This window comes from Sulfurimonas sp. hsl 1-7 (genome assembly GCF_030577135.1).
Classification (GTDB): domain Bacteria; phylum Campylobacterota; class Campylobacteria; order Campylobacterales; family Sulfurimonadaceae; genus Sulfurimonas; species Sulfurimonas microaerophilus.
Genome location: NZ_JAUIRR010000001.1, coordinates 480325 through 497040, shown reverse-complemented (window position 1 = coordinate 497040; position 16716 = coordinate 480325). Strand labels below are relative to the sequence as shown.

13 protein-coding genes are annotated in these 16716 nt (G+C 38.0%); 3 read left to right on the top strand and 10 right to left on the bottom strand.

Annotation, left to right across the window (positions count from 1 at the left end; translation table 11 throughout):
- Positions 1–90: 90 nt before the first annotated feature.
- Together flgG and QWY88_RS02360 are read right to left on the bottom strand one after the other, a co-directional pair.
- Positions 91–879: a flagellar basal-body rod protein FlgG gene (gene flgG, locus QWY88_RS02365; RefSeq protein WP_304543665.1), complete on the bottom strand. Its 789-nt coding sequence runs from the start codon at positions 877–879 to the stop codon at positions 91–93.
- Positions 880–902: 23 nt separating this feature from the next.
- Positions 903–1724, bottom strand: a complete 822-nt coding sequence (locus tag QWY88_RS02360) for a flagellar hook-basal body protein (protein WP_304543664.1) — start codon at positions 1722–1724, stop codon at positions 903–905.
- Positions 1725–1891: 167 nt separating this feature from the next.
- Here QWY88_RS02360 and rpoD point away from each other — a divergent pair, with 167 nt between their 5' ends.
- Positions 1892–3754 carry an RNA polymerase sigma factor RpoD gene (gene rpoD, locus QWY88_RS02355; RefSeq protein ID WP_304543663.1) on the top strand — a complete coding sequence of 621 codons (1863 nt, stop codon included), beginning with the start codon at positions 1892–1894 and terminating at the stop codon, positions 3752–3754.
- 6 nt (positions 3755–3760) lie between these two features.
- The gene (locus tag QWY88_RS02350; RefSeq protein WP_304543661.1) at positions 3761–4447 is read left to right on the top strand and encodes a hypothetical protein; all 687 of its coding nucleotides are present in this window, start codon (positions 3761–3763) and stop codon (positions 4445–4447) included.
- An 8-nt stretch (positions 4448–4455) separates the two neighbouring features.
- Here QWY88_RS02350 and QWY88_RS02345 read toward each other — a convergent pair whose 3' ends face one another.
- The 4 genes from QWY88_RS02345 to hemL form a co-directional block, all read right to left on the bottom strand.
- Positions 4456–7152, bottom strand: a complete 2697-nt coding sequence (locus tag QWY88_RS02345) for an HAD-IC family P-type ATPase (RefSeq protein WP_304543659.1) — start codon at positions 7150–7152, stop codon at positions 4456–4458.
- Positions 7153–7278: 126 nt separating this feature from the next.
- On the bottom strand, positions 7279–7788 hold the full coding sequence (locus QWY88_RS02340) for a hypothetical protein (RefSeq protein WP_304543657.1): 510 nt from the start codon (positions 7786–7788) through the stop codon (positions 7279–7281).
- On the bottom strand, positions 7772–8095 hold the full coding sequence (locus QWY88_RS02335; RefSeq protein WP_304543655.1) for an AtpZ/AtpI family protein: 324 nt from the start codon (positions 8093–8095) through the stop codon (positions 7772–7774). The genes QWY88_RS02340 and QWY88_RS02335 overlap by 17 nt, the downstream gene beginning before the upstream one ends.
- On the bottom strand, positions 8088–9380 hold the full coding sequence (gene hemL / locus QWY88_RS02330; RefSeq protein WP_304543653.1) for a glutamate-1-semialdehyde 2,1-aminomutase: 1293 nt from the start codon (positions 9378–9380) through the stop codon (positions 8088–8090). Before hemL ends, QWY88_RS02335 begins: the two co-directional genes overlap by 8 nt.
- Before the next feature lie 99 nt (positions 9381–9479).
- Here hemL and QWY88_RS02325 point away from each other — a divergent pair, with 99 nt between their 5' ends.
- Positions 9480–10358: an energy transducer TonB gene (locus tag QWY88_RS02325; protein ID WP_304543651.1), complete on the top strand. Its 879-nt coding sequence runs from the start codon at positions 9480–9482 to the stop codon at positions 10356–10358.
- Here QWY88_RS02325 and QWY88_RS02320 read toward each other — a convergent pair.
- Genes QWY88_RS02320 through QWY88_RS02305 form a run of 4 tightly spaced genes read right to left on the bottom strand, consistent with a single transcriptional unit; the run spans position 10355 to position 16587 of the window.
- A complete protein-coding gene (locus tag QWY88_RS02320; RefSeq protein WP_304543648.1) occupies positions 10355–11278 on the bottom strand; it encodes a glutaminase in 924 nt (307 codons plus the stop codon). The genes QWY88_RS02325 and QWY88_RS02320 overlap by 4 nt on opposite strands.
- A gap of 3 nt (positions 11279–11281) precedes the next feature.
- Positions 11282–14830 (bottom strand): pyruvate:ferredoxin (flavodoxin) oxidoreductase, encoded by a 3549-nt coding sequence (nifJ, locus tag QWY88_RS02315; protein ID WP_304543645.1) that lies wholly within the window; start codon positions 14828–14830, stop codon positions 11282–11284.
- A gap of 18 nt (positions 14831–14848) precedes the next feature.
- The gene (locus tag QWY88_RS02310) at positions 14849–15667 is read right to left on the bottom strand and encodes a thioredoxin family protein (protein WP_304543643.1); all 819 of its coding nucleotides are present in this window, start codon (positions 15665–15667) and stop codon (positions 14849–14851) included.
- Complete coding sequence (locus tag QWY88_RS02305; RefSeq protein ID WP_304543641.1) at positions 15664–16587, bottom strand: HpcH/HpaI aldolase/citrate lyase family protein; 924 nt, start codon at positions 16585–16587, stop codon at positions 15664–15666. Before QWY88_RS02305 ends, QWY88_RS02310 begins: the two co-directional genes overlap by 4 nt.
- Positions 16588–16716: the final 129 nt, after the last annotated feature.

Below are 16716 nucleotides of genomic sequence, written 5' to 3'. Positions count from 1 at the left end.
AAATGTGATTGTAAGTTCTTTAAACTTTTGTATTAAATTTGTGCAAGGAGCATTGATATTAAAAAGTATCAATGCTATTTTAGGGGTTTATTAACGTTTTAAATTATTTACAGTTTGCAACATTTCATCACTAGTTGTGATGATTTTTGAGTTAGCATCGTACGCTCTTTGACCTGTAATTAGGTCTGTTAACTCAACTACAAGTTCAACATTACTCAGCTCTACAAAACCTTGACGAATCACACCCAGACCATTTTGTCCCGGAGTACCGTCAACCGGTTGACCTGATGCATCAGTTTCTACATAAAGGTTATCACCCATTGAGTGAAGACCCGCCGGATTAATAAAAGCGGTAGTATTGATCTGCCCTACTACAGTTGCCTGTGTTTGACCAGCTTGAACAACACTTACAGTTCCATCTGTACCGATACTGATATCTGTCGCATCTTCAGGGATAACGATCTCAGGGATAAGTTTATACCCGTCAGAGTTTACAATCGTACCGTTTTGATCACGTTTAAATGCACCGTTTCTTGAATATACTTCAGTTCCGTCAGGAAGTTCAAGCTTGAAAAAACCGTTTCCTGTGATCGAGATGTCAAGAGGATTGTCAGTTTGTTTTAACGAACCCTCTGTAAAGATCTTATTTACCGCAGTTGGACGAACACCAAGCCCCACTTCAATCCCTGTAGGACTTTGTGTCGTATCACTTGTAGCAGTTCCCGCGTACTCCATTGTACGATACATAAGATCAGCGAACTCTGCACGAGATTTTTTAAACCCTATCGTGTTTACATTGGCAATATTATTCGCTGTCGTATCTATCTGTAATTGCATCCCCAGCATTCCCGTAGAAGCTGTGTGTAATGATTGCATCATAATCTTTTTCCCCTTACCTTAAATTAAGCTCTTTTAGCAATTTTTTCAATTGCATCTTTGTTCATGTCATTCATTTGCGTGTCCATAGCTTTTTGATACATCCCAATAAGTCTGTTTGCTTCTATTAGCTCTGTCATCATCTGTACTGCATTAACATTACTTTTTTCAACAAATCCCTGTGCTACCGCACCACTGTTATCCACAACCTCTAAACCATCTAAATTCTCTAATTTATAAAGATTATCACCATCTTTTTTTAACTCTTTAATGTTGTCGGGTTGTACTACTAAAAGTTTTTGTCCTGCGACCATATTTAAAGCACCGGGAACATTTGTATAGATTTGCCCGTTTTTATCAGCTTTTATAACCGTATCTTCTTGAGCGAATGCAATCCCCTGATTTGAAGTTTTATAATCTTGCGCTAAAACTTCATATCCTTGTTTATTAACAAGTTTTCCCTCTTCATTTAAAAGGAATGAACCATCACGAGTAAGCCTGATCCCCTGAGGCGTTTTTACTGCAAAAAAGAGATCATCTTTAGAGAGTGCAAAATCAAGAGTATTGGAAGTTTTTGCAAGATCGCCCACAGAAAAGTCTGTAAAGCTGTCTACAACCTGTGGAGCTTTTGTAAGCGTTCGATTTAAAAAAGCTGCACCCTCTTTTGTTTGGTTTGCATTTGGCAATTCATCGCGTGCTTCTTTTAATACACGCATAAAATCACCAACTATTAAAGTATCTTCTTTAAAACCGGCTGTATTTACATTTGCTAAGTTATTTGCGATTGTATCTAGTCTGTTAAACTGTGTAACCATACCCGCAGCAGAACTGTAGTATCCTGTTTGCATACACTTTCCTCATGATTTATTCAATATTTTCCTGGTTAAAGCAAACAGTGTTCCAACAATAAAAAGTATATTTTTCGTAAAAGCGGAAAAAGCTTAGATTAATAAAATTTCGGTATAATCCACCTTTCAAAATCCTTAAACTAAAAAGATGTGGAGCACACTCCGATATGACGGCAAAAGAACTCAATCAAGCACTAGAAACCTTTTTTGAAGAGCATAAGTCAAAAGATTGTCTTACTTATGAGTCTATTATAGATTTATTTGACAAACAACCTACTGCAGCTCAAGCAAAAAACATATACAAGCTTTTAAACAAACACAACAGATGTATCTACACTTCAAGTGAACATGCAAAGAAACTAAACGATCAAGAAGCTGAGGCTCGTAGAGAAGCTCAACGTAAAATGATCGAAGATAGTGATGGCGATGAATTCGATATCTTAAAAGAACACGAACTTCTTGAATGGTCACGTTCAGATTCACCTGTACGTATGTACTTACGTGAAATGGGACAAATCCCGCTTTTAACTAAAGAGGAAGAGATAGATATCTCAAAACAGATAGAGACTGGTGAAAGCATTATCATCGATGCTATTTGTTCGGTTCCATATCTTATCAATTTCATTTTAGACTATAAAGAACCGCTTATTAACCGTGAACGTCGTGTTAAAGAGTTATTTAAAAGCTTTGAAGATGACAAAGATGATGATAGCGATGATAATGACAATGACGACGATGATGAAAATAATGAAAACAGTTTAAAAACATTATCTGCAAAAGACAAATCTCGTGTAGAAAAAGTTACAACCAGCTTTAAAGCTTTGGAAAAAGCGAAAAAAGAGTGGGTAAAACTGACAGAAAAAGCTCCTGAAGATTTAGATGCAGAGGTTACTGAAGAGATTGTAATGTATCAACTTTCAGTTACTTTCAAAAAAGCTGTTTTAAAAGAGAAACTTTTAGATTTAGGACCAACATCTAAGCTAATCAATGAACTTGTAAAAGCTATGGAGACTGCACTAAAATCTGATGAAGGGTACGATAAAGAACTAAAACGTCTTGAGTATAAACTTCCTCTATTCAATGCAACACTTCGTGCTAACCATAAAGTTCTTGTAGAGAAGATCCAAGACCTAAATAAAGAAGATATCATCAATATGGTTCCAGAAGCTACTATGGTTTCTACATATATGGAGATTAAAAAGCTTGTACAAACAAAAGAAGCGAGTAAAAACAGTTTCGATATGGAACCTGAAAAACTTGCAGATATTCTAGAGCAGATCAAACGTGGTAAAAATATCTCTGAAACTGCAAAAACAAAAATGGCGAAATCAAACCTTCGTCTAGTTGTTTCTATTGCAAAACGTTATACAAACAGAGGTTTACCTTTCCTAGATCTAATCCAAGAAGGGAATATCGGACTTATGAAAGCCGTTGATAAGTTCGAATATCAAAAAGGGTATAAATTTTCAACATACGCTACTTGGTGGATTCGTCAGGCTATTTCTCGTGCGATCGCTGATCAGGCAAGAACTATCCGTATCCCTATCCATATGATTGAAACGATTAACCGTATCAATAAAATTATGCGTAAACACCTCCAAGAAAACGGTAAAGAGCCGGATGTTGATACAATCGCAGCTGAAGTTGGTCTTTCTGTTGAGAAAGTTAAAAACGTTATTAAGATTACAAAAGAGCCTATCTCTCTTGAAGCACCAATCGGTAGTGAAGAGGATGGACGTTTCGGTGACTTTATTGAAGATAAAACTTCACTTTCACCTTCTGAAGCGATACTCAAAGATGACCTTAAAATTCAGATTGAGCAAGTTCTTGAACAACTCAACGAGCGTGAAAAAGCGGTTATCAAACTTCGTTTTGGTATTATGGATGATGAGAGTGACAGAACACTTGAAGAGATCGGTAAAGAGTTAAGTGTAACTCGTGAGCGTGTTCGTCAGATCGAATCAAGTGCGATCAAGAAACTCAAACACCCTAAAGTTGGTCGTAGACTGAAAAACTATATCGAAGAGTAAAAATAAATGACATTTGAGCAAAGTTGGATTGAATATGATTACAATCCATTTATACTATTTAATGCAAATGGTAAAATAATCTCTTTAAATGCAGAAGCTCAGTTTCTGCTCGGGATTGCAAACCCGAATGAACTTTTTGAATTAGCACAAACTTATGCAAGCATAAGTTTTGGCTTTAAAACTACATTTGTGCAGTTAGAGTACGGAAGATACAGATTTTTCGGTATCACTGTCGGGTATGAGGATGAGGAACAGATAGGTATAAAACTTTATCAGGCTCCATCGTATAAACTTGACGCAAAAAAACCGGATGGTCAGTTGACAAACATATATACTATTTTAGATTTATGTATCTCATCTAACTCTATAAACAGTAGTGTAAACTATACAAAAACGTACGACCCGACTATTCCGGAAGTTATCTTAGAATCAAACTCAATCATCAAACTTCTCAATAAAACATATGCATACTTTTCTGAAAGTGAAACTATAGATACAAAAGTATTTTATAGAATCGGTGAGCATATTAAATTTGACGGGAAAAAGTACAGTATCTTCTCTATCGAGATAACGGGAGATAATGTAAATCTTGCAAAAGAAGCAGAGTTAAAAGCAGTTGCCGAGAACTACAACTTCTATCTTGATGCAAGTAAAACTGCAATTACTATCAATATTCCTATGATAACATCATAAAAAAAATTTTATGATGTTTTATAGAGAATTTTCACTCGAATATACTTCTCCAATTCCAACAAACCGTACATTATAAACCCTACCAACATAATCAAAGAAAGTTCAGACAACGAGAGTGCCCTAGTGGTAAAAACTTTTTGAAAAAACGGGATATATGTCACAATTACCTGAGCGAGAACCACAACACTCACCGCTATCCATGCTACGGGAGTATTTACAATCTCTGTCAAACTTTTTGTAAGCGTATTCATATTCCTAACGTAGAACAGGTAAAATATCTCCATAAAAATAAGTGTATTAAAAGCCAATGTCTGAGCATACTCAATCTCTACACCCTTACTTATTGCATATGTATAAATTCCAAATATTGCTGTTAAGAACAATAGAGTCACATATAAAATCTGCCAGATAACGGTTTTGTTTAAAATAGCATCACTCAGTAAACGGGGAGCTCTTTTCATAATATTTTTATCCTCCTTTTCAAATGCTAATGCTATCCCTAAAGTTACGGCAGTTATCATGTTTGCCCAAAGTATTTGAATAGGTGTAATAGGCATCGCCATTCCAAACACTATTGCCATGATAATTACAGAGGCCTCAGAAGCATTTGTAGGAAGTGTCCAGCTGATAACCTTCTTGATGTTATCATATACTTTTCTCCCCTCTCTTACAGCATCGACAATTGAAGCAAAATTGTCATCTGTAAGAACAAATTCGCTTGATTCCTTCGCTGCTTCGGTGCCTTTTTTACCCATAGCAATACCGATATTAGCGCGTTTTAGTGCCGGAGCATCGTTTACACCGTCACCTGTCATTGCAACAATTTGATTATGTTCTTGGAGTGCTTTTACCAAACGCAACTTATGTTCGGGGGTTGTTCGTGCAAAAATATTTGTTGTTAAAACTGCTTTTTGTAAATCTTCATCGCTAAGATGCTCAATATCTTTTCCGCTTAGTACATTCTCCGAAGCTCTAAGCCCTATCGCTTTTCCTATAGCTGAAGCGGTTGTTGTATGATCGCCCGTAATCATTTTAACCTCTATATGGCCATTGTAACACTCTTTAATCGCTTCAATAGCTTCAACTCTAGGAGGATCTATGATCCCTGTAAAGCCTACTAATATAAGTCCATCATCCAAATCACCAAAACTTAATGAAGATTGTTCCTGTGGAACATTTTTATATGCTATGGCAATAATCCTTTGTCCTTTTTTTGCCATATCTTCCGCCATCTCTTCCCAAAAAGTTTCATCTAAATCTTTTTTGTGCAGATCATTTACATATTGAAACTTACACATCTTTAAAATAATTTCTGCCGCCCCTTTAACAACTATTAAAGAACCATTTTTATGACTATGGTTGAGTGTTGCCATAAACTTGTGCTTGGAATCAAAGGGTATAAAATCAGCTCTGAAATACTCTAAACGGATCTTATCGGCATCTAAACCTACTTTGTGGGAGAATGCAACCAATGCTCCTTCTGTCGGACTTCCATCCACGCTCCATTGTCCATTGTTGTTATATAAATTAGCGTCACTACAGAGTGCTGAACATTTCGCCATCATCTTGATAAAATAATCTTCTTGTAGGTCTATCTCTTCATTTTTATCCGTATGTATAACACCTGTCGGATCGTAACCTGAACCGCTTACGATATATTGTGCCGTTGCACTTTGAATCGTTTGTACCATCATCTCGTTTTGAGTCAGTGTACCCGTCTTATCAGAACATATCACAGAAACCGAACCTATTGTTTCAATTGCAGGTAACTGACGGACAATGGCATTTCTTTTTGCCATTGCCTGAACACCCACGGCTAAAGTTATTGTCAAAACTGCCGGTAAACCTTCGGGTATTGCGGCAACAAACAAACCGACAACGGCAATAAATATCTCATTAAACGGCATATCTTTTATATAGTAACCTATATATAATATGGTGATAGAAAAGAGTAATATAAACAAAGTCAGCCATTTTGCCAACTTATCCATCTGTTCAACTAAAGGTGTTGTAAGTACTTGTACACTGCTAAGCATCTTGTTTATTCGTCCGAGTTCCGTTTTATTTGCCGTGGCAACTACAACTCCGCGCCCTATTCCGCTGGTTATTGTAGTTCCTGCAAACACCATAGAGCTTCGATCGGCGATCATCACATCTTTGTCGACACTTTTTGGATTCTTTTCAACAGTATCGGATTCTCCGGTTAAGATAGCTTCCCCGGCACTAAGTCCATGTGCCTGGGTTATACGTATATCTGCTAACACTCTATCTCCTGCTTCAAGCTGAACGATATCACCAATAACCAGATCTTCGCTGTTGCATTTTTGTTTTTTTCCGTCACGAAATACAACTGCAGTGTATGCAAGCATTTTTCGAATCGACTCTAAAGCATTTTGCGCTCCGTTTTCTTGTACAAATCCTATTATTGCATTGATTATAACTACGCTTATAATAACAATGGAATCTATTGTATGATCGAGGAAAAATGTCAATATTGCGGCTAATATAAGTACATAGATAAGGAGATTATGAAATTGTAAAATAAACCGTACAAATACACTTTGTTTCTTTTGTTCTTGAAGCTTATTTGGTCCGTAAAGCTCCAATCTCGTTTGAGCTTCGGAACTACTCAAGCCGTTTTCAGTTGTATTTATCTTTGTATAAACAGCATCAAGTTCCATGCTATGCCATAGATTCTTTTCCATACTAACCTCCAAAACAGTTAGAGTTATTATGCAATCTAACTTAGTTCCTCTTAGTATATTATTAAAAGAATTAATATGAGATAGAATCTGCTCCATTGTTATGGAGCATTATAATTTTTTAGAGAATTATTTAGCTACCGTCTCTTTGGAGATTAAAGAGGCGATAACTATACCAAATGCAAGTGCAGGAAGGTAAAAGGCGAGATTTAGTATCTCATTGTTTTTCAAGGCAATAAAGCCTAGTATTAAAAATATATACGGTACAAGTCTTAAAAGGGAAAAGCCCCCTTTTGTACCGTACTTCATAGAGCTCAGGCTAAAAGTTTTGATCTTAGCTTTCTCCTCTTTTACGATCTCTTTAAGATCCAGCTCTTCAGCAGGAGCTTCATTGATCGGTTCATCATCGTAGAGTTCATACTTGTCATCGATCTCATCAAGTAGATCACGCTTCTCTTCGTACTTACCCGATGCAAGATCTTTTTTTACCATATTTTTATATGCTAATGATGAGCCTATAATAATTAAAAAAGAGCTAAAAAATGCTACTTCTACGTTTATAAAAGCTTCGTAAGAAAATAAAAACGTAAGTAAAATAAGACCTTGAGCAATCAGAAAAAGACTAATAGTTTTTCTCACCATAGTCCTCATCATCTTCATCTTTGTCAAAATGAGGCTTCATACGCTCACTTCTCTCTTTTGCAAGCTCTTCATACTCTTTGTATTGTTTTGAATACGCTTTATATACGTTAAGAATTGCCGCAGCTATACCGATAAATACACCGATAAACATTGTCCAAGCTACACCTGTCCAACGTTGTAGCAGCCATCCTATACCTACACCCATAAGTACGGCAACTACGATCGAGATCCCTAAAGAGAGATGATCCGCTGCTTCTATAAGGGGTTTAAAACGAGGTTGTTCTTCTTGATTTTTATTATCCATTTGTAATCTCTTTTAGTACTTTTGCACTTGCTTTAATTGTGTCTTCAATCATCTCATCCGTTACGGCAGTTGAGATGAAACCTGTTTCATACAGTGAACAAGCGAAGTAATACCCCTCTGCTAACATTCCTGCATGAAATTTTGCGAAAAGTTCAGCGTCCGTTTTCGTAGCATCGTTAAAGTTTTTAACAGGGTTTTCATTAAAGAAAAAGCCGAACATACTTCCACGCGTGTCGATCTGCATTGTTATACCGCATTCGCGTGCAGCTGCTTGCATACCCTCAACAAGTCTTTTTGCTCTAGTGTTAAGAACATCGATCACTCTTGCATTTTGTTTTAGTTTTGAAAGTGCCGCATATCCTGCTGCCATAGCAACAGGGTTACCGCTTAGTGTTCCTGCTTGATATACAGGACCTTCAGGTGAAAGTTGTGCCATAATCTCAGCTCTTGCACCAAAAGCACCAACAGGCATACCGCCACCGATCACTTTTCCAAGTGTTACGATGTCAGGTTTTACACCCGTAATTGACTCTGCACCGTTTACTGTAGCACGGAATCCTGACATAACTTCATCGAAAATCAGAAGTGCACCATTTTCATCACATAACTTTCTTAGTTCATGTAAAAACTCTTTATCAGCAGGTACAAGTCCCATATTTCCAGCGATTGGTTCAATGATCACACATGCGATATTGTCAGAGTCTGCAAAACATTTTTTTACACTCTCTATGTTGTTGTACTCAGCTAAAAGTGTATGTTTTGTAAAGTCAGCAGGTACACCCGGAGAACTTGGAGAACCGAAAGTTGCCGCACCGCTTCCCGCTTCAACTAAAAGTGAGTCACTGTGCCCGTGATAACAACCCGTAAATTTTACGATGTCGTCTCTGTTTGTATATCCACGCGCTAAACGGATAGCACTCATAACCGCTTCCGTACCGCTGCTAACAAATCTTACTTTATCGATCGAATCAAAAAGACCTACCACAAGTTTTGCTAGTTCAGTCTCTGCTTGAGTAGGAGCTCCGAAACTTAGTCCGTGTTTTACCGCTTCAATTACAGCACTCTCAATACTCTCATCTCTATGACCGAAAATTAACGGCCCCCAGCTTTGTACATAATCAACATACTTATTACCATCTACATCTTTAAGATACGCACCCTCACCTTCAGTGATAAAGATTGGAGTCCCTCCAACACTTTTAAATGCACGCACGGGAGAATTTACACCGCCAGGTATAAGTTCTTGTGCTTCCTCAAATGCTTGTTTAGATGTTTGTGTACCCATTTACAATCGCCTTCTATAAATATTTTTCTTATTATATCGAAGTTGTATTAATATTGATTTGTTATAATCCTGCAATAAATAAACAACTATAGGATTTTCTTGAACAGGTCTACTTTTGCACTTTTCGTTGCTATTTTAGTGCATCTTCTTATACTATTGCTTTTTTGGTTACTCTCCCTATACTCTCCTGAGCTTAAAAAAACAAAACCTGTAGAAGAAAACAAGATCAAGATCTCTTTAAAAGAGCTACCTAAAAAACATAAAGACTCAGGGCTTACAAAAAAGAAACTGCCTGATCCTAAAGAGGCTCCGCCGATGCCAAAAGGTTCACAGTTAGAGAAAATCGTTAAACAGCCCCCTGTAAAGTTTGAACCGAAACAACCTCTCAAAAAACCTGTTTTAAACAAGCCTAAAAAAGTGGAAAAAGCACCGGAGGTACAAAAGCCGAAAATTGAGCTTTTACCACCGAAAAAACCCTATATTCCCCTTTTAGCAAAACAGGAAGATCGTAACCAGACAAAAGAGACTCAAAAACCTAAAGAATCGATGGCTTGGCTCTATGAAGACAAATCTAAAGAGGAATCAAAACAGAAGAAAAAAAGCTATGCAAACGGCGGAAATATCTCTCAAAACATTAAAGAGCTTTACGGTGAAGAGTTTGGAAAACTCACTCCCGGACAACAGCAATATATCTTAGATAATCAAGAGATTATGAGACGTATCACGCAACAGGTACTTAACCGTGTAGCACGTGTAAACATCAAACGCAATCTCAATGTAAACAGAAACAATGTTGTGCAGTTTTATCTCCATCCAAACGGAGATATAAGCGACTTTAAATTTTTAAGCAAGAGTGGTTATTATATTTTAGATGATACGACTAAAGAGACGATCGAGTACGCATATAGTAAGTATCCTCGCCCGAAAGAGAAGACTCTTATCCGTTACAATGTTTACTATCATTTAGCCCATTATTAAAAGATAGAGAGTCCTGTTTTTGTCGTAAAAAGCTCCAAGGCTTTTGTCCCCACCAGAGAATTACCTTGAGCATTTAATCCCGGTGACCAAACAGCAATACCCATCACATCAGGTATTACAGCAACAATACCCCCTCCGACACCACTTTTCCCGGGAAGTCCAACATGAAAAGCAAAATCACCCGAAGCATCATAATGACCGCAGGTAAGCATCACGGCATTAACCCTTTTAACCTGTTGCGGAGTTATATAGGTTTTTCCATTGATCGGGTCTTTTCCATAGTTTGATAGAAAAAGCATAGCACGTGAGAGCATATCGGTATTCATCTCAATAGCACAATGTTTAAAATATGTTTTTACAACCTCTTCGACACAATTATCAAAATTATTAAAACTTTTCATCAAGTTCGCTAAAGCCATGTTTCTAAACCCATGCTCCATCTCTGAAGCAGCTACCCTCTCACTAAAGCCGATACTATTGTCATCTGCTATAGAGCGGATAAACTCTAGTACCTCTGAAATTGTTATTTCGCAGCTGCCGTAGTGACTTACAAGAGCATCTGTAACATTTACGGCACCCGCATTGATAAAAGGATTACGAGGCTTGCCATGTTCATACTCAAGCTGTACCAGTGAATTAAACGGATTACCTGAGGGCTCAACTCCTATACGATCATACATATGTGTACCGTAAGCCTTCAAGGAAAGAATAAAAGTAAAAACCTTGGAGATACTTTGTATAGAAAAAAGGGTTTGCGAGTCTCCTACATGATACTGAGTCCCGTCAGAGAGTGTTATAGAAAATGCAAAATGTTCAGGATTTACTTCTGAGAGCGCCGGGATATAATCAGCCACTTTACCTTTATGCAACAGTGGTTTTACCTCCGCGGCTATCTCCTCTAATATTTTTTGATAATCCATCATCTAATCCTCAGCCAATTTTGAATACTTTTTAAATAGGTCTTGTGCATGTTGTTCTGCTGCATTTAAGAACTCTTGCGCTGTTTGAGCATCTGCCTGATGTACCATAGAGAATCGTGTTTCGTTGTACATATAATCTTTTACAGGAATTTTCGGCCCCTTATAATCTAAATGCATAGGATTTTTTCCCTCTTTTAAGAGCTCTGGGTTATATCTGAACATCGGCCACAGCCCGCAATCAACTGCAAGTTTTTGCTGATCCATTCCATATTTCAGATCGTAGCCGTGAGCTATACAGTGGGAATAGGCAATGATTATCGAAACCCCTTCGTACGCTTCCGCTTCGGCAAACGCTTTTACTGTTTGAGAATAGTTGGCACCCATCGCTACACGACTTACATATACATTCTCATATGACATAGCCATAAGAGCTAAATCTTTTGCATTTGAAGGCTTCCCGCTGGCTGCAAATTTCGCCACTGCACCCTCAGGTGTTGCTTTAGATTGTTGTCCCCCGGTATTTGAATACACCTGTGTATCAAGAACCAAGATATTAACATTTTTCCCGCTTGCCAGAACATGATCAAGCCCGCCGTAACCGATATCATATGCCCAGCCGTCACCGCCTATAATCCAAACCGATTTTTTTACCAGATAATCGGCTAAACTAATGAGATTACACGCATCTTCACTATCTAGTTTTTCAATCTTGCTTTTAAGCTCTTTTACACGCTCTCTTTGTGCAAAAATATCTGCTTCAAGCGTTTGTGTAGCACCTAAAATTGCATCGCTGAGATCTTCGCCTATCTCCTTACGAAGTTCATTTACAAGCTCTTTAGCTTGAACCTCATGTTTGTCTATTGTCAGACGAAATCCAAGCCCAAACTCCGCATTGTCCTCAAAAAGTGAGTTAGACCAGGCAGGTCCTAGTCCGTCTTTGTTTGTTGCCCAAGGGGTTGTAGGGAGATTTCCTCCGTAGATCGATGAACATCCTGTTGCATTTGCCACAATCATGCGATCACCGAAAAGCTGCGTTGCAAGTTTTATGTAAGGTGTCTCACCACATCCCGGACACGCTCCCGAGAACTCAAAAAGAGGCTGTAAAAACTGTGAGTCTTTTACTTTTGCATGGTTGAGTTGCCCGCGATCAAATTCGGGAATCTCTAAAAAGTATTCCCAAATTTTTTCCTCTTTGTCTTTGTCTATTTGAGAAGTCGGTGTCATATTGATAGCTTTTAACTCTTCGCTCTCTTTATTGAGCCCTATACACACCTCTGTACAAAGTGAGCATCCCGTACAATCCTCAGCCGAGATCTGGAGTGTAAAATTACCGTTTTCGAGATAACTTTTCCCTTTTGTTTTCACTGCTTTAAAACCTTCAGGTGCATCTTGCAAGTGTGCATCGTCAACTAATTTTGAGCGGATTACCGCATGTGGACAGACAAGTACACACTCGTTACACTGTACACAACTGCTTGGATCCCAAACCGGAATCTCTAAAGCAATATTTCTTTTTTCAAACTGTGTCGTAGAGGTTGGCCAGGTTCCGTCTGAAGGTATCATACTCACAGGAATAGCATCTCCGTGACCTTCTATAATGTTTGCCGTTACATCGGCGACGAACTTGCTTATTTTCCCTTTTACAGGAGAGATAAATTCCCTTTTTCCTGTTGCTTCTTTAGGGAGTTGCACTTCAAAAAGATGGGAGAGTGCACTGTCAACTGCTTTGAAGTTCAGCTCCACCAACTCCTGACTCTTTTTCCCGTATGTTTTTTCTATATACTTTTTGATCTGTGCTATCGCTTCATCAGGTTCGAGTACTCCAGATATTGCAAAGAAGCAGGTTTGCATCACCGTATTGATGCGTCGCTTCATCCCGCTCTCTTTTGCTACCCTGTATCCGTCAACCACATAAAATTTGATACGCTTTTGGATCATCTCCTCTTGGATCGAGCGAGGGAGATGATCCCATACATGTTCTTTATCAAACGGAGAGTTCAATAAAAAGACCGCCCCCTCTTTAGCATGTTGCAGGATGTCAAACTTCTCCATAAATACACTTTGATGACACGCTACAAAATCAGCTTTTTCTATCAAGTATGTTGAATGGATCGGGTTTGGACCAAAACGCAGATGCGATGTTGTCATAGAACCGGACTTTTTAGAATCGTATACAAAATAGCCTTGGGCATAATTATCTGTCTGTGTCCCAATGATTTTGATCGAGTTTTTATTTGCCCCCACCGTACCGTCAGATCCGAGACCAAAAAAGATAGCTTCAAAAGTGCCGTTTTTCGGCAATGCAAAGTCTGGATCGTACTCTAGTGACGTATGTGTCACATCATCGTTAATCCCGATCGTAAAATGGATCTTCGGTTTTTCTTTGCTTATTTCATCATAGATAGCTTTGATCATAGCAGGTGTAAACTCTTTTGAAGAGAGCCCGTAACGTCCACCTATGATAAATGGAGTCTCGTAGGTTAAACTTCCATCCTCTTTGGCTTCGTTAAATGCACCAACCACATCAAGATAAAGTGGCTCACCCACTGAACCCGCCTCTTTGGTACGATCGAGCACGGCAATCGATTTCACTGTATTTGGCAAAGCATCTATAAAGTGTTTGATTGAAAACGGTCGGTAAAGTCTTACTTTAAGCACACCCACTTTCTCGCCAGTCTTAGTTAAATACTCTACCGTTTCATGTACAGCTTCAGCACCTGAACCCATTAAGATGATCACACGCTCGGCATCCTCTGCACCTACATAATCAAAGAGATGATACTCTCTTCCTGTAAGCGTTTTAAACTCCTCCATACACTCTTGAACAATCTCGGGAGTTATCTCATAGTAGCTGTTAACACTCTCGCGCCCTTGAAAGTAAACATCAGGGTTTTGCGAAGTACCGCGGATAAAAGGGTGGTCAGGGGTAAGTGCTCTTTCTCTATGAGCCTGAATAAGAGTATCATCAAGCATATATTTGATAGTTGCATCGTCAAGCAACTCTATTTTATCCACTTCGTGAGAGGTTCTAAAACCGTCAAAAAAGTGTAAGAAAGGGATGCGCGATTTAAGGGTTGCGGATTGGGAGATCAAAGTCATGTCATGCGCTTCTTGAACGGAATTGGAGCAAAGCATCGCAAAACCGGTTTGACGAACACTCATAACATCACTATGATCACCGAAAATAGAGAGAGCCTGTGCAGCGATCGAGCGTGCCGCTATATGAAAAACAGTAGGTGTCAATTCCCCTGCTATTTTGTACATATTTGGCATCATTAAAAGTAACCCTTGAGAGGCCGTAAATGTAGTTGTAAGTGCCCCGCTTTGAAGAGCGCCGTGAACTGCACCGCTGGCCCCCCCTTCACTTTGCATCTCTATAACATCGGGGACTGTGCCTAAGATGTTCTTTTCTTGATGAGAAGCATAAAGATCACACAACTCTCCCATAACAGATGCAGGAGTGATCGGATAAATTGCGATAACTTCGTTTATCTTATAAGCAACTTGTGCCACCGCCTCATTTGCATCTATGGTGTCATTGTGATGTTTCATAGTAAAACTCCTTAGAGTTTATTTTGAAGTAAAGTTCCTTAAAGTATACAAAAATTCATCTTTATTGTTATAACCTGCGATCATTTTTTCACTTTTTAATGTTTTGTAATTAATAAAGTGTGTAATAGGTGTAAAAGAGATGTCTAACTCTTTTGGAAAGCCGCCTTTTTCTTTATTTATAATCAACGGAACATATTTACTTTGAATCAGTTCGTTTACATCTTTTTTACGAAGTACGTTCTCTTCAAATTTTCTACACCATGGGCAGTAATTTGCCACAAGTACAAGCAAGATAGGCTTTTTTAACTTTTGTGCTTTTTTAACGGCTGCATTATAATCTGTTTCATATCCAAGTTTAGAAAAGTCGTCATTTTTAAGATCTACTTTTACGATCTTTTTATTCTCTTCAATATACTGCTCGCTAAATCTGTCTAAAAGTACCATTAAACCGTCTTCTAGTTGATCTGCTATCTCCTCTTTATCACGTACAGGTATACTCTCTGCACTCTCATAAGTGATAGCAAATGTTTTTTGTTTTGAATCTACTCTTAGAACCTGCTCACCTATCTCAAGTTTCATAGTAATTAACAAAGTATTTTCAATATATCTAGAACTTATTAAAAGTGCTAAAGCTCTTTGATCGTACCCTTTATAACTGATACCGAGTTCATCAAGAATAGTTCTAATCTCCTCTTGTGCAGTTGCTTTAAACTCTTTTGGCAGATCTTTACCGCTTATCTCTACAACAGGATATACTTTTTTAATACCACTGAGGGTAAACATCGTGCTGGCACTTAAACCACTTACTAAAATCAATATTACAAATAGTTTTTTCAATTTTCTTCCTCTAATAATTTTAATGCACCTTTATATATCGGTTCATCTATAAAACCGTATTCTTCATCTACAAAGCCAGTAATACCTTCTTCTTGGTGCATCTCAAAAAGTTTTACGATCACTTTGGCACGTTTGATCTCCTCTTCTTTATCGACAAACATTTTATTTGCAAGTTGTACCTGATTTGGAGATATACACCCTTTTGCATCATACCCCATCGATTTTTCAAGCTCGATCCATTTTGAAAATGTATCAAGATCTCTAAAATCCTGGAACACAAAACTCACCGGTTTTACTCTGATAGATTTACAAGTAATGAGAAAATGACTTAACATATAATGCATAGTAGGATTATTCAGATCAATGAGACCTTGAGAAAGCCCCATATCTGCAAAGAGATCCAGTATTCCAAGATAAAAAGTATTTACCCTCTCATTAACTGAAAGCTGCGCTAAATTAGCCCATGCTTCGGCTGTTTCGATCGAGAGGTGCAGTTCGATCTCATCTTTTAAAAGAGCATGTACGGCTTTAACCTCTTCAGGTGTTTTTATCTTCGGCACGCGAATAGCATCGGGCATAAACTGATTAAGATAAGTGATCTCTTCGTACCCACCCTCATCCAAAGCATTAACACGTACGACAAGTTTTTTATCGCACTTTTGCAGACGTGATAAGAAAATAGCACACAGCGCAAGTGCAAAAGGTTTCTCCTCTTTACTCACTCCATCTTCAAGATTAAGCATAATACAATCAGCTTCAAGCGATTCAATCTTTGAGAGGTGCTTGATATTGTTACATGAAAGCATAAGTGCTGAGCGGAACTTCTTTGTTTTGTTTAACTCTCTGTATCTCGGTACGGCTAAACGGTCTAAAGCTTCCAAATCTCTTTGTTCATAACTCTTTATTATTTCATCTATCATATTCTATGGTTTCCTAAACGGTTGAAGTATATATTTTACTATTTATTATATCCAATAATAAAATTGTAAAGTTATACTTAACGTTTTGAATTATATGGAAAAATACTTAACAAAATGTTAAGAGAATTT